12 protein-coding genes and 2 pseudogenes are annotated in these 15,136 nt (G+C 73.6%); 8 read left to right on the top strand and 6 right to left on the bottom strand.

Annotated elements, in window-relative coordinates; all coding sequences use genetic code 11:
* Positions 1 to 100: 100 nt before the first annotated feature.
* Positions 101 to 2,329, top strand: coding sequence for a serine/threonine-protein kinase (locus DRB89_RS30705; protein WP_239516405.1), 2,229 nt, complete (start codon positions 101 to 103; stop codon positions 2,327 to 2,329).
* Between the two features lie 88 nt (positions 2,330 to 2,417).
* Here DRB89_RS30705 and ilvD read toward each other — a convergent pair whose 3' ends face one another.
* From ilvD to DRB89_RS30720, 3 genes and pseudogenes are all read right to left on the bottom strand, one after another.
* Positions 2,418 to 4,268, bottom strand: coding sequence for a dihydroxy-acid dehydratase (ilvD, locus tag DRB89_RS30710; RefSeq protein ID WP_112452819.1), 1,851 nt, complete (start codon positions 4,266 to 4,268; stop codon positions 2,418 to 2,420).
* A gap of 137 nt (positions 4,269 to 4,405) precedes the next feature.
* Positions 4,406 to 5,032, bottom strand: coding sequence for a TetR family transcriptional regulator (locus DRB89_RS30715; RefSeq protein WP_112463499.1), 627 nt, complete (start codon positions 5,030 to 5,032; stop codon positions 4,406 to 4,408).
* Positions 5,029 to 5,529: pseudogene (locus DRB89_RS30720) on the bottom strand (LysR family transcriptional regulator); the annotation flags it as partial. The gene DRB89_RS30715 and the pseudogene DRB89_RS30720, both read right to left, overlap by 4 nt.
* Positions 5,530 to 5,599: 70 nt before the next feature.
* On the opposite strand from DRB89_RS30720, the gene DRB89_RS30725 reads away from it, so the two are divergent.
* Complete coding sequence (locus tag DRB89_RS30725) at positions 5,600 to 6,496, top strand: dihydrodipicolinate synthase family protein (protein ID WP_112453039.1); 897 nt, start codon at positions 5,600 to 5,602, stop codon at positions 6,494 to 6,496.
* A gap of 38 nt (positions 6,497 to 6,534) precedes the next feature.
* Here the strand turns inward: DRB89_RS30725 and DRB89_RS43860 are convergent.
* A pseudogene (locus tag DRB89_RS43860) lies at positions 6,535 to 6,738 on the bottom strand (N-acetyltransferase); the annotation flags it as partial.
* Positions 6,739 to 6,971: 233 nt separating this feature from the next.
* On the opposite strand from DRB89_RS43860, the gene DRB89_RS30735 reads away from it, so the two are divergent.
* The 6 genes from DRB89_RS30735 to DRB89_RS30760 all read left to right on the top strand — a co-directional run bounded on the left by DRB89_RS30735 (position 6,972) and on the right by DRB89_RS30760 (position 13,834).
* On the top strand, positions 6,972 to 7,373 hold the full coding sequence (locus tag DRB89_RS30735; RefSeq protein WP_112448446.1) for a PPOX class F420-dependent oxidoreductase: 402 nt from the start codon (positions 6,972 to 6,974) through the stop codon (positions 7,371 to 7,373).
* Positions 7,374 to 7,418: 45 nt separating this feature from the next.
* Positions 7,419 to 9,092, top strand: a complete 1,674-nt coding sequence (locus DRB89_RS30740) for a hypothetical protein (RefSeq protein ID WP_162689062.1) — start codon at positions 7,419 to 7,421, stop codon at positions 9,090 to 9,092.
* A 173-nt stretch (positions 9,093 to 9,265) separates the two neighbouring features.
* Positions 9,266 to 10,108, top strand: coding sequence for a nitrilase-related carbon-nitrogen hydrolase (locus DRB89_RS30745; RefSeq protein ID WP_112448444.1), 843 nt, complete (start codon positions 9,266 to 9,268; stop codon positions 10,106 to 10,108).
* Positions 10,105 to 11,400, top strand: a complete 1,296-nt coding sequence (locus DRB89_RS30750) for an aspartate aminotransferase family protein (RefSeq protein WP_239516406.1) — start codon at positions 10,105 to 10,107, stop codon at positions 11,398 to 11,400. The genes DRB89_RS30745 and DRB89_RS30750 overlap by 4 nt, the downstream gene beginning before the upstream one ends.
* An 18-nt stretch (positions 11,401 to 11,418) precedes the next feature.
* Positions 11,419 to 12,819 carry a dihydropyrimidinase gene (gene hydA, locus DRB89_RS30755; RefSeq protein ID WP_112448443.1) on the top strand — a complete coding sequence of 467 codons (1,401 nt, stop codon included), beginning with the start codon at positions 11,419 to 11,421 and terminating at the stop codon, positions 12,817 to 12,819.
* A gap of 13 nt (positions 12,820 to 12,832) precedes the next feature.
* Positions 12,833 to 13,834, top strand: a complete 1,002-nt coding sequence (locus DRB89_RS30760; RefSeq protein ID WP_112448442.1) for a TIGR03842 family LLM class F420-dependent oxidoreductase — start codon at positions 12,833 to 12,835, stop codon at positions 13,832 to 13,834.
* A gap of 94 nt (positions 13,835 to 13,928) precedes the next feature.
* On the opposite strand, the gene DRB89_RS30765 is transcribed toward DRB89_RS30760, so the two are convergent.
* Together DRB89_RS30765 and DRB89_RS30770 are read right to left on the bottom strand one after the other, a co-directional pair.
* On the bottom strand, positions 13,929 to 14,420 hold the full coding sequence (locus DRB89_RS30765; RefSeq protein ID WP_112448441.1) for a DUF1801 domain-containing protein: 492 nt from the start codon (positions 14,418 to 14,420) through the stop codon (positions 13,929 to 13,931).
* A 71-nt stretch (positions 14,421 to 14,491) separates the two neighbouring features.
* Entirely contained in the window at positions 14,492 to 14,947 is a 456-nt protein-coding gene (locus DRB89_RS30770; protein WP_112448440.1) for a carboxymuconolactone decarboxylase family protein, read from the bottom strand.
* Positions 14,948 to 15,136 lie beyond the last annotated feature (189 nt).

A 15,136-nucleotide genomic window follows, 5' to 3' on the forward strand; every position in this document is an offset into this window, starting at 1 on the left:
TTTCCCCCCATGGGCGCTGCCCTGCGCAACTCGCGCAGGGTAGCAGGACCTTGGAGATTCGCACGGGCCATCGACTAGGCTCCGGCGGGGGTGGTGAGCGGTGCATTCGCTGCGCGCGGACTACGCGGGGTTTCCGGAGTACGCCGGGCAGTACCGGCTCGAATCCGTGCTCGGCTCCGGCGGCATGGGCGTCGTCCACCTGGCCACCTCCGAGTCGGGGCTGAAACTCGCCGTCAAGATCGTGCACGCCGAGCACGCCGTGGACCCGGAGTTCCGGGCCCGGTTCCGGCAGGAGGTCGCGGCCGCCCGGCGGGTGAGCGGGGCCTTCACCGCGCCCGTCGTGGACGCGGACCCCGATGCCGAACGCCCTTGGATGGCGACCCTGTTCATCGACGCCCCGACGCTCGCCGAGCGGGTGCGCGAGCGCGTGCTGGAGGCCCGGGAGCTGACCCGGCTCGCCGCCGGACTGGCCGAGGCGCTGCGGGACATCCACCGGGCGGGGGTCGTGCACCGGGACCTGAAGCCCAGCAACGTGCTGATGGCCCCGGACGGGGTGCGGGTCATCGACTTCGGCATCTCGCGGCCCGCGGACAGCGATCTGCGGACCGAGACCGGGAAGCTGATCGGGACCCCGCCGTTCATGGCGCCGGAGCAGTTCCAGCGGCCGCGCGAGGTCGGGACCGCGGCCGACGTGTTCGCCCTGGGGGCGGTGCTGGTGCACGCGGCGACCGGGCGGGGGCCGTTCGACTCCGACAGCCACTACCTCGTGGCGTACCAGGTGGTGCACAGCGAGCCCGATCTGACCGGGCTGCCGGAGCGGCTCGTACCGCTCGTCGCGCAGTGCCTGGCGAAGGACCCGGCGGAGCGGCCGAGCGCGGGCGCGCTGATCGTGGCGCTGCGGGCGCTGGTGTACCCGACGGACCTGGACACGCAGGTCTTCGTCCCCAGGCCGAGGCGGCCGGCCGAGGCGGAGGAGGTCACGCACCGGCGGGACCGGATCGAGGGCCGGGGCGAGGGCCGTGGCGATGACCGGGGCGATGACCGTGGCGAGGGCCGGATCGGTGGCCGGATCGGTGGCCGGATCGGAGGTCGGATCGGAGGTCGGGCCGGGGGCCGGGCACCGGGCCGGGCGGCTTGGGGCGGGCGGCGGGCCCGGGTGGCCGCACTGGCGGGGGCTGGGCTGCTGCTCGCGGGCGGGGCGCTCGGGACGTACCTGCTGACCGGCTCCGCCGGCGGGTCCCCCGGGCCTGCCACCGCGCGGGGAACGGCCCCGCCGGTCCCCCCGGCGGCCCCTGCCGTCGCTCCGTGGCAGACCTCGCTGGGTGACCGGGCCGCGGCGTGCTCCTGGCAGGCGGCGGCCCTCTACTGCTCGGGCGCGGGTCTCGCGGCCGCCCGGATCGACCCCGCCGACGGGACGGTGCTGTGGTCGGTGCGCTCCGCGCAGGGTGCCGCGAGGACCGACGCCCCGCTGTACGGCGGCGGGCTCGTCCTGACGGCGCCGGCGGGCGGCCGGGTGCTCCAGGCGCTGGATCCGGCGACGGGCGCGGAACGGTGGCGGCACGCGCTGCCGTCCGGCGCGAAGGCCGTGCCCGCCGGGGACCGGGTCGTGGTGACGGGGGCGGACGGGAAGGCCACCGCGCTGGACGCGGCCACCGGGGCGGTGCGGTGGACCAAGGACATCGGCGGGGTCGGCTCCGTCTGGTGCGCGGGGCCCGCGGAGGCGGACGGCGCGGCCGTCGCCCTCTACGTCTCCACGCCGGCCGGGGACGGGAAGTCGACGCAGGTCGCGGAGGTCGATCCGGCGAACGGGGCGCCGCGCGGGCAGGTGCGGGTGGCCGGGACGGTGGAGCCGTTCGCGGTGGCGGGCGGCAGCCTGCACCTGCTGGACAGCGACGCCGAATTGATGACCCACGCGGTCGTACGGATCGACCTGCGCTCCCGCGCGGTGCGCACGACGCGGCTGCTGGCCCCGCTGCTCCAGGCGCAGGCCGCGGCCGGGCCGGACGGGGAGGTGTACGTCTTCGGCACCTCGGGGGCGCTGGCCGCCGTGGGCCCGGAACGGGAGGAGTGGCGGCTGGAGACCGGCGTCAGCGCGGCCTCGCGTCCGGTGTCGGGCGACGGCCTGGTGTACCTCAGCGCGCTGGACGGGCGGCTGCTCGCCGTGGACACGGCGAGCAGGCGGCTCGCCGGGCAGACGAAGCCCCGTATGGGCAGCGGGAAGCAGGCGGCGAACCTGCCGGCGCCGGCGGCCGGGGGCGGGCGGGTGTACGCGTCGGCGCCGGACGGGAGCGTCTTCGCCGTGCCGGCGGGGGCTCCCGCCGGGTGGTGACGCGTACGGCAGCGGCCCCGCCCGGGGAATCGGGCGGGGCCGCTGCCGTACCGGGTCGGGCCGGGTCCGGAACTCCGGAACGGGGCCGTCAGGGAAGCAGGCTCACGTCGCGGACCGCGCCCCGGTCGGCGCTGGTCGCCATCGCGGCGTAGGCGCGCAGGGCCGCGGAGACCTTGCGCTCGCGGTTCTTCGGGGCGTAGACGCCGCCGAGGGCCGCGTGGCGGGCGGCCAGCGTGGCGTCGTCGACGAGGAGTTCGATGCCGCGGTTCGGGATGTCGATGCGGATCAGGTCGCCGTCCTCGACGACCGCGATGTTGCCGCCCGAGGCCGCCTCCGGGGAGGCGTGGCCGATGGACAGGCCGGACGTGCCGCCGGAGAAGCGGCCGTCCGTGACGAGGGCGCAGACCTTGCCGAGGCCGCGGCCCTTGAGGAAGGACGTCGGGTAGAGCATCTCCTGCATGCCGGGGCCGCCGCGCGGGCCCTCGTAGCGGATGACGACGACGTCGCCCGCCTTGATCTCCTTGCGGAGGATCTTGTCGACGGCCTCGTCCTGCGATTCGCAGACCACGGCCGGTCCCTCGAAGGTCCAGATCGACTCGTCGACGCCCGCGGTCTTCACGACGCAGCCGTCGGGCGCGATGTTGCCGCGCAGGACGGCGAGGCCGCCGTCCTTGGAGTACGCGTGCTGCACGGAGCGGATGCAGCCGCCCTCGGCGTCGAGGTCGAGGGTGTCCCAGCGCTCGGACTGGGAGAAGGCGGTCGCGGAGCGCACGCAGCCGGGGGCCGCGTGCCACAGCTCCATGGCCTCGGCCGAGGCCGTGCCGGAGCGGGGGTCCCACTTCGCCAGCCACTCCTCCAGGTTGGCGGAGTGGACGGAGTTGACGTCCTTGTTCAGGAGTCCGCCGCGGTGCAGCTCACCGAGGATGGCGGGCATTCCGCCGGCCCGGTGGACGTCCTCCATGTAGTACGTGCCGCCGGGCGCCACGTTCGGCGCGACCTTGGAGAGGCACGGGACCCGGCGGGAGATCTCGTCGATGTCCGTGAGGTCGTAGTCCAGCCCGGCCTCCTGCGCGGCGGCGAGGAGGTGGAGGATCGTGTTCGTGGAGCCGCCCATGGCGATGTCGAGGGCCATGGCGTTCTCGAAGGCCTGGCGGCTCGCGATGGAGCGGGGCAGGACCGAGTGGTCGTCCTGCTCGTAGTGGCGCTTGGTGATCTCGACGATCGTGCGGCCGGCCTCCTCGTACAGGGCGCGGCGGGCGGTGTGCGTCGCCAGGACCGAGCCGTTGCCGGGGAGGGCGAGGCCGATGGCCTCGGCGAGGCAGTTCATCGAGTTGGCGGTGAACATGCCGGAACAGCTGCCGCAGGTGGGACAGGCGTTCTCCTCGATGCGGAGCACGTCCTCGTCGGAGACGTTCTCGTTGGAGGCGTCGACCATCGCGTCGATCAGGTCGAGCTTGCGGACGGTGCCGTCCACGAGGGTGGCCTGGCCGGCCTCCATGGGGCCGCCGGAGACGAAGACGACCGGGATGTTGAGGCGCAGGGCGGCCATCAGCATGCCGGGGGTGATCTTGTCGCAGTTGGAGATGCAGATCAGCGCGTCGGCGCAGTGCGCCTCCACCATGTACTCGACCGAGTCCGCGATCAGGTCGCGGGAGGGCAGGGAGTACAGCATGCCGGCGTGGCCCATGGCGATGCCGTCGTCGACCGCGATGGTGTTGAACTCGCGGGGGACGGCGCCCGCGGCGAGGATCGCGTCGGAGACGATGCGGCCGACCGGGGCCAGGTGGGTGTGGCCGGGGACGAACTCGGTGAAGGAGTTCGCGACGGCGATGATCGGCTTCCCGATGTCCGCACTCGCTACGCCCGAGGCGCGCATCAGGGCACGTGCGCCCGCCATGTTGCGGCCGTGGGTGACGGTGCGGGACCTCAGCTCGGGCATCGGGTTCACTCCCCATGAGTGCGGTGGCGCGTGTACGCCTGCCGCGACTGTGGATATGGCTCGGTTACGAGGCTACGCCCCTCGCCCGCGATGTGGACAGCGCGTCCGGATGGCGGGACGGACGGTTCAGTACTCGGTCACGGGCGCGGTGTTTCTTCGGTCAGGTAGCGCTGGAGGGTCGGGGCCACCAGTTCGATGATGGTCTCCGGGTCCGCCGAGGCGAGGGGCTCGACCTGGACGACGTACCGCAGGATCGCGATGCCGACCATGTGGGAGGCGGCGAGCTCGGCGCGGAAGGTCGGGTCGGGGACGTCGAGGTCGGCGGCGATGCGCTCCAGGAGCCGGTGCAGGACGAGCCGGCGCAGCACCTTCGCGGCGGCCTCGTGGGTGAGGGCCGAGCGGATCACCGCGAGGAGCGGGGTCCGGGTGACCGGGTTCTCCCAGATGCCGAGGAAGTAGCGGGCCAGGCGTTCGCCGATGCCGTCGGGGCCCTCCGCGAGGAGCCCCGGGACGACGAGGGCGGGCTCCATGCTGAGCTCGATCGCGGCGGCGAAGAGGTCGTCCTTGCTGCCGAAGTAGTGGTGCACCAGCGCCGGGTCCACGCCGGCGGCCTTGGCGATCCCGCGCACGGAGGTCTTGTCGTAGCCGCGCGCCGCGAACTCGGAGCGGGCGGCGAGGCGGATGCGCTCCTGGGTGCCCGGGCCGTCGTCGGCCTCGTCCTGGCGGGGGCGGCCGGGGCCGCCAGGTACATCGCCTCCCGGCAGAGCGGCTCCGCCGCCAGCCCGGGCTCGTCCGGTGCGGGGACGAAGTCGTACTCGTGGATCAGGGCCACGTCCAGGTCCCCGGCGCGCAGCGCGTGCGCGACCGCCGCCGGGTCGGTCTCCGACACCATCGGCTCGAGCCTCGGATGGCGGCGGGCCAGTGCCACCAGGGCCGCCGGGACGATGGCCCTGGTGGCGGTGGGGAAGGATCCGATCCGCAGCGCTCCGGCCAGGCCGCTGCGCGCTTCGGCGAGATCGGCGTCGGCCCGCTCCAGCAGTTCCAGCACTTCCTCGGCGTACCGGACGAGGTTCTGCCCGGCGGGAGTGAGCCGCACCCGGCGGCCGGTGCGCTCCAGCAGGGGCAGGCCGGCCTCGCGCTCGAGGACCCCGAGCTGCTGGGACACGGCCGAAGGGCTGAAGGAGAGCGCCTCGGCCACGGCGGCGATGGTCCCCCGGCGGGCAAGTTCGCGCAGCAGGCGCAGGCGTCGTACATCGAGCATCGGATCAGCTTACGCTTCGGGTAAGAAACGCGAACTGGATTCGACGCTCGGATCGCGCCAGGCTCGACGCATGACACAGAACCTGGCACCGCAGGGGATCCACGTCCCGCTGATCACGCCGTTCACCGCCGCCGGGGAGGTGGCTTCCGGGGCACTGGAGGCGCTCGCCCACGAGGTGCTCGACGCCGGCGCCGCCGGGATCGCGGCCCTGGGCACCACCGCCGAGACGGCCTCGCTCGACGAGGCGGAGCGCGACCTCGTCACCGACGTCTGCGCCCGGGTCTGCCGGGAGCGGGGGGCGTACCTGAGCATCGGCGCCGGGGCGAGCGGGACCCGGGCCGCCGAGGACTCCCTGGCCCGGCTGAAGCACTGGCCCGAGGCACGGGCTGCGCTCGTGACCGTGCCGGCCTTCGTCCGGCCCTCGGCCGCCGGGGTGCTGGCGCACTTCACGCGGCTGGCCGAGGTGAGCCCCGTACCGCTGATCGTTTATCACATCCCCTACCGCACCGGGCAGCCGCTGGACGCGGCCGCGCTGCGAGCGGTCGGGGCGCTGCCCGGGGTGGCCGGGGTGAAGTACGCGGTCGGCTCGGTCGACCAGGACACGGTGGCGCTGCTCGGTGACCTGCCGGAGGGCTTCGCGGTCATGGCGGGCGACGACGCGCACGTCTCGCCCATGCTCGCGCTCGGCGCGGCGGGCGGGATCCTCGCCTCGGCGCACCTCGCGACGGCCCGGTTCGTCGAGCTCGACGCGGCCTGGCGGGCGGGCGACGTGGAGCGGGCCCGGGCCCTGGGCCACGCGCTGGCCCGGCTGTCCGCGGCGGCGTTCGCCGAGCCCAACCCGACGGTCGTCAAGGGGGTGTTGTACGCGCAGGGCCGGATCCCGACCCCTGACGTACGCCTGCCCCTGTTGCCGGCGGGCGGGGAGTCGGTCGCGGCGGCGCGGCGGGAGCTGGCGCGCCTGCGGTGACCCCCGGCGCGACCCGCCGCCCGGTCTCCCTACCCGTCCGGGGACGCGTGCCCGGCGGCGGGCCGTGCAGGCTGGACGGCGACGTAACCCCCTACGTCGGCTGCGGCGGGCACCCAGGTGAACCCGTAGGCGGCCCGGTCCTCCTCGGCCGCCAGGGCCAGGTCCGCCGCGGGCCGGTGGCCCAGTGGCTCCAGGCGTACGAGCCGGCCTTCCAGGACCGGTCCTTCGAGTGTGAACCCCATCGATCGCACATCGCCCGTCGTCGCCACCGCTTGTTCCGGTTCCGAAGCCTTCCAGAGAACAGATCCACCGCGTTCCCCCTCTTCCGAGCCCGCCCCCGGGCTGCGCCGAGATGCACTTTCGCACGCCCGGCCCGGCCCGGGGACCGGCTGTCGTACTCAGACGCGGGGTGGTGGAGTACTCAGGCCGGCACGCGCCGCCCGGGGGCGCGGACGGCTCCGCGTAGGGTCGGCGCATGACGGTTGAAGAGCTGGGCAGGGCGCGGTACGTCAGTCTCACCACCTTCCGCAAGGACGGCACCCCGGTGGCCACACCGGTGTGGGCGGTGGCGGACGGCGGTGAGCTGTACGTGTGGACGCGCAGCGATTCGTGGAAGGTGAAGCGGATCCGCAACAACGGCCGGGTCGCGGTCACGGCGTGCGACGTACGGGGGCGCGTGGTCGAGGGGGCTCCGGTGGCCGAGGGCGAGGCGCGGCTGCTGGACGAGGCGGGGCTGAGGCGGGTGCGCAAGCTCATGTCGCGCAAGTACACGTGGCAGTTCTGGATGGTGGACGTGCCCGCCGCCGTGTTCCGCCGGGGCAAGCGGCCGCACACCGCGATCGAGGTCAGGATTGCCCCGCCCGCCGTCAAGCTTTGAGACTCCTGTAGCCCGCCCGTAACACGGGTGGGATCAAATGCGGGGATGGAGACCGCGACTTCACAGGTGATCGGTCAACTCTCCGGCTACATGCGGGGGTTGATGCAGAGGCTGGATCCAGGGGCGGGCTGGTGCGGGGAGTTCATGCGGCGGGACCCGGAGGGAATGCGGGCCTGTCTGGACGGAGCGGCGATGCCGCCGTGGGACGTACTGGACTCCCTGCTCGGTGATTTGGCGGGCTCGGTGGGCCCGGCGGCGCTCGCCCGGGAGGCGGAGTACGCCGCCGGGCTGCGGGCGGCGGCCGTCGAGGTCTGGGACCGGCTGCCCGGCGGCGAGGAGGAGCTGCGCACGCTGCTGGCCACGGCCGCCGCGCAGTGGACGCAGGCGCAGACCGCGCTGCGGGAGCTGTCGGCGCGGCTCGTGGAGACGGCGGACCCCGAGGCGGCCGGGGCCCTGTCCCGGGAACTGTCCTGGACCCGCGACGACGCGGCCCGGGCGGCGGCCCGCCAAGGGGACCTGACCTCCCGGCTCGCGGCGGTCGCGCCGGAGCCGGCGGCCCGGGTGGACGGTGCCGGCCGGCCGGCCGGAGCCGGTCCCCTGGGCGCGGTCCCCGCGCAGCGCGCGGCCGGGGGTGCGGCGCAGGGTGTGGCGGCGGTGGGAGCGCAGGCCGGCGCGCCGGAGGAGACGCGGGCCGGATCGCAGGACGGATCGCAGGGCGGATCGCAGGCCGGATCGCACGAGCCGGTCGGGCGGGCCGAGGGGCGGTGGCTGCGCGGTGCGCGGCGGGCGGGCGGAGCCCGGTTCGCCGGCGCCCCGGAGTCGCAGGACCGGGCCTTCGCCCTGCCCCCGGGCCATCCGTCGGGGGACGCCCCGCTGTGCGGAGCCCGGTTCGGCCGCCCCGAGCCCCGGTCCGCCGTCGTGGAGCAGGTCCGGCCGGCCGCTGCGGACGAGGCGCCGCCGACCGACGCGGGCGGCCACGGCGGGGCCGTACGGGGCCCCCGAGGCGACTTTGGCGCGGGCTTTGGCTCTGACTCCGGCTCCCGAGGCGAGTCCGGCTCTGACTCCGGCTCCGGGCACCGCCGGGGTCCGGCCGGGACCGGGGGTCCGGCCGGGACCGGGGGTCCGGCCTGGGCCACGGATCCGGCCTGGGCCACGGATCCGGCGGACGGGGCGGAGCCGGCCGCCGGGGGCGGTGCGGCGCGGGACGGGGATCCCGTGGGCGGGCTCGTGGAGGCGCTCATCGGGCTGCGGGCGCAGGGCCGCAGCGGGGAGGCGCACGCGCTGCTCTGCGAGGCCGCGGCCTGGCCCGCGCACTGGCTGCCAGGGCTGGGCGAGGGCCTGGCGCGGGCCGGGCTGGCCGCCGACTGGGCCACCCTGCTCTGGGAGGCGGCCTCGCTGCCGCCCGCCCGGTTCGCCGCGGCCGCCGCCGCACTGGGCCCTGCCGACTGCGACGCCCTGCTGCGCCAGGGCGCGGCCCGGCCCGCCGCGGAGCTCGCCGAAGTCGCACTCGCGCTCGGCGCCGCCGGCCGCACCCGGGAGGCCGACGTCCTGCTCGGGGCCTTCGTCCGGGTCCGCACCGCCGAGGAGTCGGCCCGCCTCGCGCGCCGGGATCCGAGGTGGTTCGCGCCCCGGCTGCTGCGCGCGGCCGAAGCCCTCTCGGGGACCCACCACCGTGACCTGTTGCATGCGCTTCGCGTCGCGAATCTGCCCGTCTCATGACCGGAAGCGACCGCGCAGCGACGTAACTCCTGCGTTTGGTGATCGACTACTCCAACCGCGCAAGGCGGTCTTGCCCCGGGCCTGGCCGAGGCCTACCTTCAACTCCCTACGCGCAGCCGTCGTACACCCTCTACGTGCGTAGAAGTCGGCGTACCCGTCGCGAGGAGCAGCTCATGGCCCAAGTCGTCCGCGCCGCACTGGTCCAGGCCACCTGGACCGGAGACACCGAGTCGATGATCGCGAAGCACGAGGAGCACGCCCGCGCGGCGGCCGCCCAGGGCGCGAAGATCATCGGCTTCCAGGAAGTCTTCAACGCCCCCTACTTCTGCCAGGTCCAGGAGCCCGAGCACTACCGCTGGGCCGAGGCCGTCCCCGACGGCCCCACCGTCCAGCGCATGTGCGCGCTCGCCCGCGAGACCGGCATGGTGATCGTCGTACCGGTCTTCGAGCTGGAGTCCGAGGGGTTCTACTACAACACCGCCGCCGTCATCGACGCCGACGGCAGCTACCTCGGGAAGTACCGCAAGCACCACATCCCCCAGGTCAAGGGCTTCTGGGAGAAGTACTACTTCCGCCCGGGCAACCTCGGCTGGCCCGTCTTCGACACCGCCGTCGGCCGGATCGGCGTGTACATCTGCTACGACCGGCACTTCCCGGAGGGCTGGCGCGCGCTCGGCCTCGCCGGAGCCCAGCTCGTGTACAACCCCTCCGCCACCTCCCGGGGGCTGTCCGCGTACCTGTGGCAGCTGGAGCAGCCCGCCTCCGCCGTCGCCAACGAGTACTTCGTCGCCGCCATCAACCGCGTCGGCCAGGAGGAGTACGGCGACAACGACTTCTACGGCACCAGCTACTTCGTCGACCCGCGCGGCCGGTTCGTCGGGGAGGTCGCCAGTGACAAGGAGGAGGAACTCCTCGTCAGGGACCTGGACTTCGACCTGATCAAGGAGGTCCGCGACCAGTGGGCCTTCTACCGCGACCGCCGCCCCGACGCCTACGGAGGGCTCGTACAGCCGTGACCAACCCGATCCCCCTGCACAGCCGGCACCGCACCGTCCTGCCCGAATGGCTCGCGCTCTACTACGACCGCCCCATCGAGCTCACCCACGGCGAGGGCCGCCACGTCTGGGACGCGGACGGCAACCGCTACCTCGACTTCTTCGGCGGCATCCTCACCACGATGACCGCCCACGCCCTGCCGGAGGTCACCAAGGCCGTCTCCGAACAGGCCGGCCGGATCATCCACTCCTCCACCCTGTACCTGAACCGGCCCATGGTCGAACTGGCCGAACGCGTCGCCGCGTTGTCGGGCATCCCCGACGCCCGGGTCTTCTTCACCACCTCGGGCACCGAGGCCAACGACACCGCCCTGCTGCTCGCGACGACGTACCGCCGCTCCAACCAGATCCTGGCGATGCGCAACAGCTACCACGGCCGGTCCTTCTCCACCGTCTCGATCACCGGCAACCGGGGCTGGTCCCCGACCAGCCTCTCGCCGCTCCAGACGTACTACGTCCACGGCGCGGTCCGCACCCGCGGCCCCTTCGCGCACCTGAACGACGCCGACTTCACCGCGGCCGCCGTCGCCGACCTCGAAGACGTCCTCGGGCAGGCCCGGGGCGGCGTCGCCGCGCTCATCGCCGAACCGGTCCAGGGCGTCGGCGGGTTCACCTCCCCGCCCGACGGTCTGTACGGGGCCTTCCGCGAGGTCCTCGACCGGCACGGCATCCTCTGGATCAGCGACGAGGTGCAGACCGGCTGGGGCCGCACCGGCGACCACTTCTGGGGCTGGCAGGCCCACGCCCAGAACGGCCCGCCGGACATCCTCACCTTCGCCAAGGGCATCGGCAACGGCATGTCCATCGGCGGGGTCGTGGCCCGGGCCGAGGTGATGAACTGCCTCGACTCCAACTCCATCTCCACCTTCGGCGGCTCGCCCGTCACCATGGCCGCCGGCGTCGCGAACCTCGGCTACTTGCTGGAGCACGACCTCCAGGGCAACGCCCGCCGCGTCGGAGGCCTGCTGCTGGAGCGGCTGCGGGCCATCGCCGCGACCGTGCCCGCCGTACGGGAAGTGCGCGGCCGGGGCCTGATGGCCGGACTGGAGCTCACGAAGCCCGGCACCGACCAGGCCGACCCGGACGCGGCGGCCGCCGTACTGGAGGCCGCCCGCGCCGGCGGCCTGCTGCTCGGCAAGGGCGGCGGCCACAACACCAGCGTGCTGCGCATCGCGCCGCCGCTCTCCCTCACCGTCGCCGAGGCGGAAGAGGGCGCCGACATCCTCGCCGAGGCCCTGCACGGCCTCGACTGAACCACGGGGGAGACGTACATGAGCACCCGCACCCTGATCCGAGGCGGCCTCGTCATCACGGCCGCCGACGAACTCCACGCCGACGTGCTGATCGAGGACGGCCGCGTCGCCGCGCTCGCGGCGCACGGCACCGCGGCCGCCGGGACGTGGACGGCCGACCGCACGATCGACGCGGGCGGGAAGTACGTCATCCCCGGCGGGGTCGACGCGCACACCCACATGGAGCTGCCCTTCGGAGGCACCGCGGCCTCCGACACCTTCGAGACCGGGACCCGGGCCGCGGCCTGGGGCGGCACCACCACCATCGTGGACTTCGCCGTGCAGACGCCGGGCCACGCCCTGCGCGAGGGCCTCGACACCTGGTACGCCAAGGCCGACGGCCAGTGCGCCGTCGACTACGCCTTCCACATGATCCTCTCGGACGTCAACGAGCGGACCCTGAAGGAGATGGACCACCTGGTGGGGGAGGGCATCACCTCCTTCAAGCTGTTCATGGCCTATCCCGGGGTCTTCTACAGCGACGACGGGCAGATCCTGCGCGCGATGCAGCGGGCGTCGGGCAACGGCGGGCTGATCATGATGCACGCGGAGAACGGCATCGCGATCGACGTGCTCGTCGAACAGGCCCTGGCCCGCGGGGAGACGGACCCGCGCCACCACGGCGAGGTCCGCAAGGTGCTCCTCGAAGCCGAGGCCACCCACCGTGCCATCCAGCTCGCGAGGGTGGCCGGCTCCCCGCTGTACGTGGTCCACGTCTCGGCGGAGGAGGCGGTCGCGGAGCTGGCGCTGGCCCGGGACAAGGGCCTGCCGGTCTTCGGTGAGACCTGTCCGCAGTACCTCTTCCTGTCCACCGACAACCTGGAGGAGCCCGACTTCCAGGGCGCCAAGTACGTCTGCTCCACCCCGCTGCGCCCCCGCGAACACCAGGCGGCGCTGTGGCGGGGCCTGCGGACGAACGACCTCCAGGTGGTCTCCACCGACCACTGCCCGTTCTGCTTCCGGGGCCAGAAGGAGCTGGGCCGCGGGGACTTCTCGAAGATCCCCAACGGGCTGCCGGGGGTGGAGAACCGCATGGACCTCCTCCACCAGGCCGTCCTGGACGGGCACATCAGCCGCCGCCGCTGGATCGAGATCGCCTGCGCGACCCCGGCCCGGATGTTCGGCCTCTACCCGCAGAAGGGCACCATCGCCCCGGGCTCGGACGCCGACATCGTCCTCTACGATCCGCACGCCGAGCAGGTCATCTCCGCCGAGACGCACCACATGAACGTGGACTACTCGGCGTACGAGGGCAAGCGGATCACCGGACGCGTCGACACGGTCCTGTCCCGGGGCGAACTCGTCATCGACCGGCGCGAGTTCACGGGCCGGGCCGGCCACGGGGCCTTCATCCCCCGCTCCACCTGTCAGTACTTGTAAGGAGAGTCCACGCATGGACTTCGGCCTCGTCCTCCAGACCGACCCGCCGGCCTCCCAGGTCATCAGCCTCATGAAGCGTGCCGAACGCAACGGCTTCCGCTACGGCTGGACCTTCGACTCGGCGGTCCTGTGGCAGGAGCCCTTCGTCATCTACAGCCAGATCCTGGCCAATACGCAGCGCCTGCACGTGGGTCCGATGGTCACCAATCCGGGCACCCGCACCTGGGAGGTCACCGCCTCCACCTTCGCCACCCTCAACGACATGTACGGCAACCGCACCGTCTGCGGGATCGGCCGCGGCGACTCGGCGATGCGCGTCGCCGGCCGGGCCCCCAACACCCTGGCCCGGCTCGGCGAGGCCATCGACGTCATCCGTGACCTGGCCGAGGGCCGCGAGGCCCAGGTGGACGGCAACCCCCTCCGCATCCCCTGGATCACGGACGGGAAGCTCCCGGTCTGGATGGCGGCGTACGGCCCGAAAGCCCTGGCCCTTGCAGGCCAGAAGGCGGACGGGTTCATCCTCCAGCTCGCCGACCCCTACCTCACGGAGTGGATGGTCAAGTCGGTCCGCGAGGCCGCTTCGGCGGCGGGCCGGGACCCGGACTCGATCACGATCTGCGTGGCGGCCCCCGCGTACGTCAGCGAGGACGTGGCCCACGCCCGCGACCAGTGCCGCTGGTTCGGCGGCATGGTCGGCAACCACGTGGCGGACCTGGTCTCCCGCTACGGCGAGCACTCCTCGATGGTCCCGGACGAGCTCACCGAGTACGTCAAGTCCCGTGAGGGCTACGACTACAGCCACCACGGCCGCGCCGGGAACCCCTCGGCCGACTTCGTCCCGGACGAGATCGTCGACCGCTTCTGCCTGCTCGGCCCGCCGGAGGCCCACATCGAGAAGCTGCGGGCCCTGGAGGCCCTGGGAGTGGACCAGTTCGCCGTCTACGCCATGCACGACGCCCGCGAGGCCGTCATCGACACCTACGGCACACAGATCATCCCGGCGTTGAACGGCTGAGGCCGCCGGTCCGCAGCCGGTCCGCAGCCGCCGGTCCGCGGCTCCCTTCCCGCGACGGGCGGGGACCGGACCGGCCGCCGGCGCCCGGGCGGGCTCAGGCCGTCGACTGCTTCAGCAGGGTGGCGATCCGGGCCTCGTCGGCCTCGGTGAGCCGCGTCAGGGCGTAGGAGGTCGCCCACATCGGGCCGTCGTCCAGCTGCGCCTGGTCGCTGAATCCGAGCGTCGCGTAGCGCGCCTTGAACTTCTCCGCGCTCTGGAAGAAGCAGACCACCTTGCCGTCCCTGGCGTACGCGGGCATCCCGTACCAGAGCTTCGGCGCGAGCTGCGGCGCGCTCTCCTTGACCAGCGCGTGGACCCGCTCGGCCAACGCCCGGTCCGAGTCCCGCATCTCGGCGATCTTCGCGACCACGGAGGCCTCCTCCTCCGCCGCCTTGTCGGCGCGCGATCCCCGGCGCGCGGCGGCCTTCAGCTCCCGGGCGTGCTCCTTCATCGCATCCCGCTCCTCGGCCGTGAACCCCTCGTAGCCCGTGCGGGCCGGCGTGCCCGCCGCGGTGGTGGTCTTGGCGGACTGCTGCGTGTTCGTCATGTCGGATGTCCTTGCGGGAGTCGGGTCGGTGGGCGGGTCGTCATGCGGGGGCGCGGGCCGTGCGGCGCCCGTCACCCCCAGGCGCCGGCGATCTGGCGGGTCGTGGCGTTGAGCCGGTTGAACAGGTTGGTGACGCCGATCATCAGCACGAGCGCGGCCAGCTGCTTCTCGTCGAAGTAGGTGGCGGCCGTGTCCCAGACCTCGTCGCTCACGGCGTCGGGACGGTCGGCCAGCCGCGTCGCGGCCTCGGCCAGCGTGAGGGCCGCCCGCTCCTCGTCGGTGAAGTACGGGGCCTCGCGCCAGGCGGCGACCGCGGCCAGCCGCTCGTCGCTCACTCCGGACCGGCGGGCCGTCTTGGCGCCGCCGTCGACACAGGCGCTGCAGCCGTTGATCTGGCTGATCCGCAGGTGCACCAGCTCCAGCGTCTGGCCGTCCACCCCGCCGGACTGCGCGGCCTTCATGAGGGCCTGGATGGGCTGCATCGCGTCGGACAGTACGACGGCGGGGTTCTGCATACGAGACTGCATGGGGATCGGCTCCTCTTCCCGGTGGTGCCCCGTTCTCCCGGGGCATGGCTCCATCACAGCCGCCAGGGCTCCCAGCGGCCAGGACGGTGGGACGCCGTGGGACACCCGGAACGGCATTGACCAGCGCAGAACCGCCCCGGGATACTTCTGCCGGAGTGGGACAGGGGAGCGGGGAACCGGGGGAGCGGT

The sequence above is a fragment of the Streptomyces sp. ICC4 genome (assembly GCF_003287915.1).
GTDB classification, from domain to species: domain Bacteria; phylum Actinomycetota; class Actinomycetes; order Streptomycetales; family Streptomycetaceae; genus Streptomyces; species Streptomyces tritrimontium.

What these genes read in the sequence shown, in the direction of transcription:
- ilvD (WP_112452819.1), bottom strand. Translation starts at nt 4,268, where the DNA reads ATGCCCGAGCTGAGGTCCCGCACCGTCACCCACGGCCGCAACATGGCG.
- DRB89_RS30725 (WP_112453039.1), top strand. Translation starts at nt 5,600, where the DNA reads ATGACACAGAACCTGGCACCGCAGGGGATCCACGTCCCGCTGATCACG.
- DRB89_RS30735 (WP_112448446.1), top strand. Translation starts at nt 6,972, where the DNA reads ATGACGGTTGAAGAGCTGGGCAGGGCGCGGTACGTCAGTCTCACCACC.
- DRB89_RS30740 (WP_162689062.1), top strand. Translation starts at nt 7,419, where the DNA reads ATGGAGACCGCGACTTCACAGGTGATCGGTCAACTCTCCGGCTACATG.
- DRB89_RS30745 (WP_112448444.1), top strand. Translation starts at nt 9,266, where the DNA reads ATGGCCCAAGTCGTCCGCGCCGCACTGGTCCAGGCCACCTGGACCGGA.
- hydA (WP_112448443.1), top strand. Translation starts at nt 11,419, where the DNA reads ATGAGCACCCGCACCCTGATCCGAGGCGGCCTCGTCATCACGGCCGCC.
- DRB89_RS30760 (WP_112448442.1), top strand. Translation starts at nt 12,833, where the DNA reads ATGGACTTCGGCCTCGTCCTCCAGACCGACCCGCCGGCCTCCCAGGTC.
- DRB89_RS30765 (WP_112448441.1), bottom strand. Translation starts at nt 14,420, where the DNA reads ATGACGAACACGCAGCAGTCCGCCAAGACCACCACCGCGGCGGGCACG.
- DRB89_RS30770 (WP_112448440.1), bottom strand. Translation starts at nt 14,947, where the DNA reads ATGCAGTCTCGTATGCAGAACCCCGCCGTCGTACTGTCCGACGCGATG.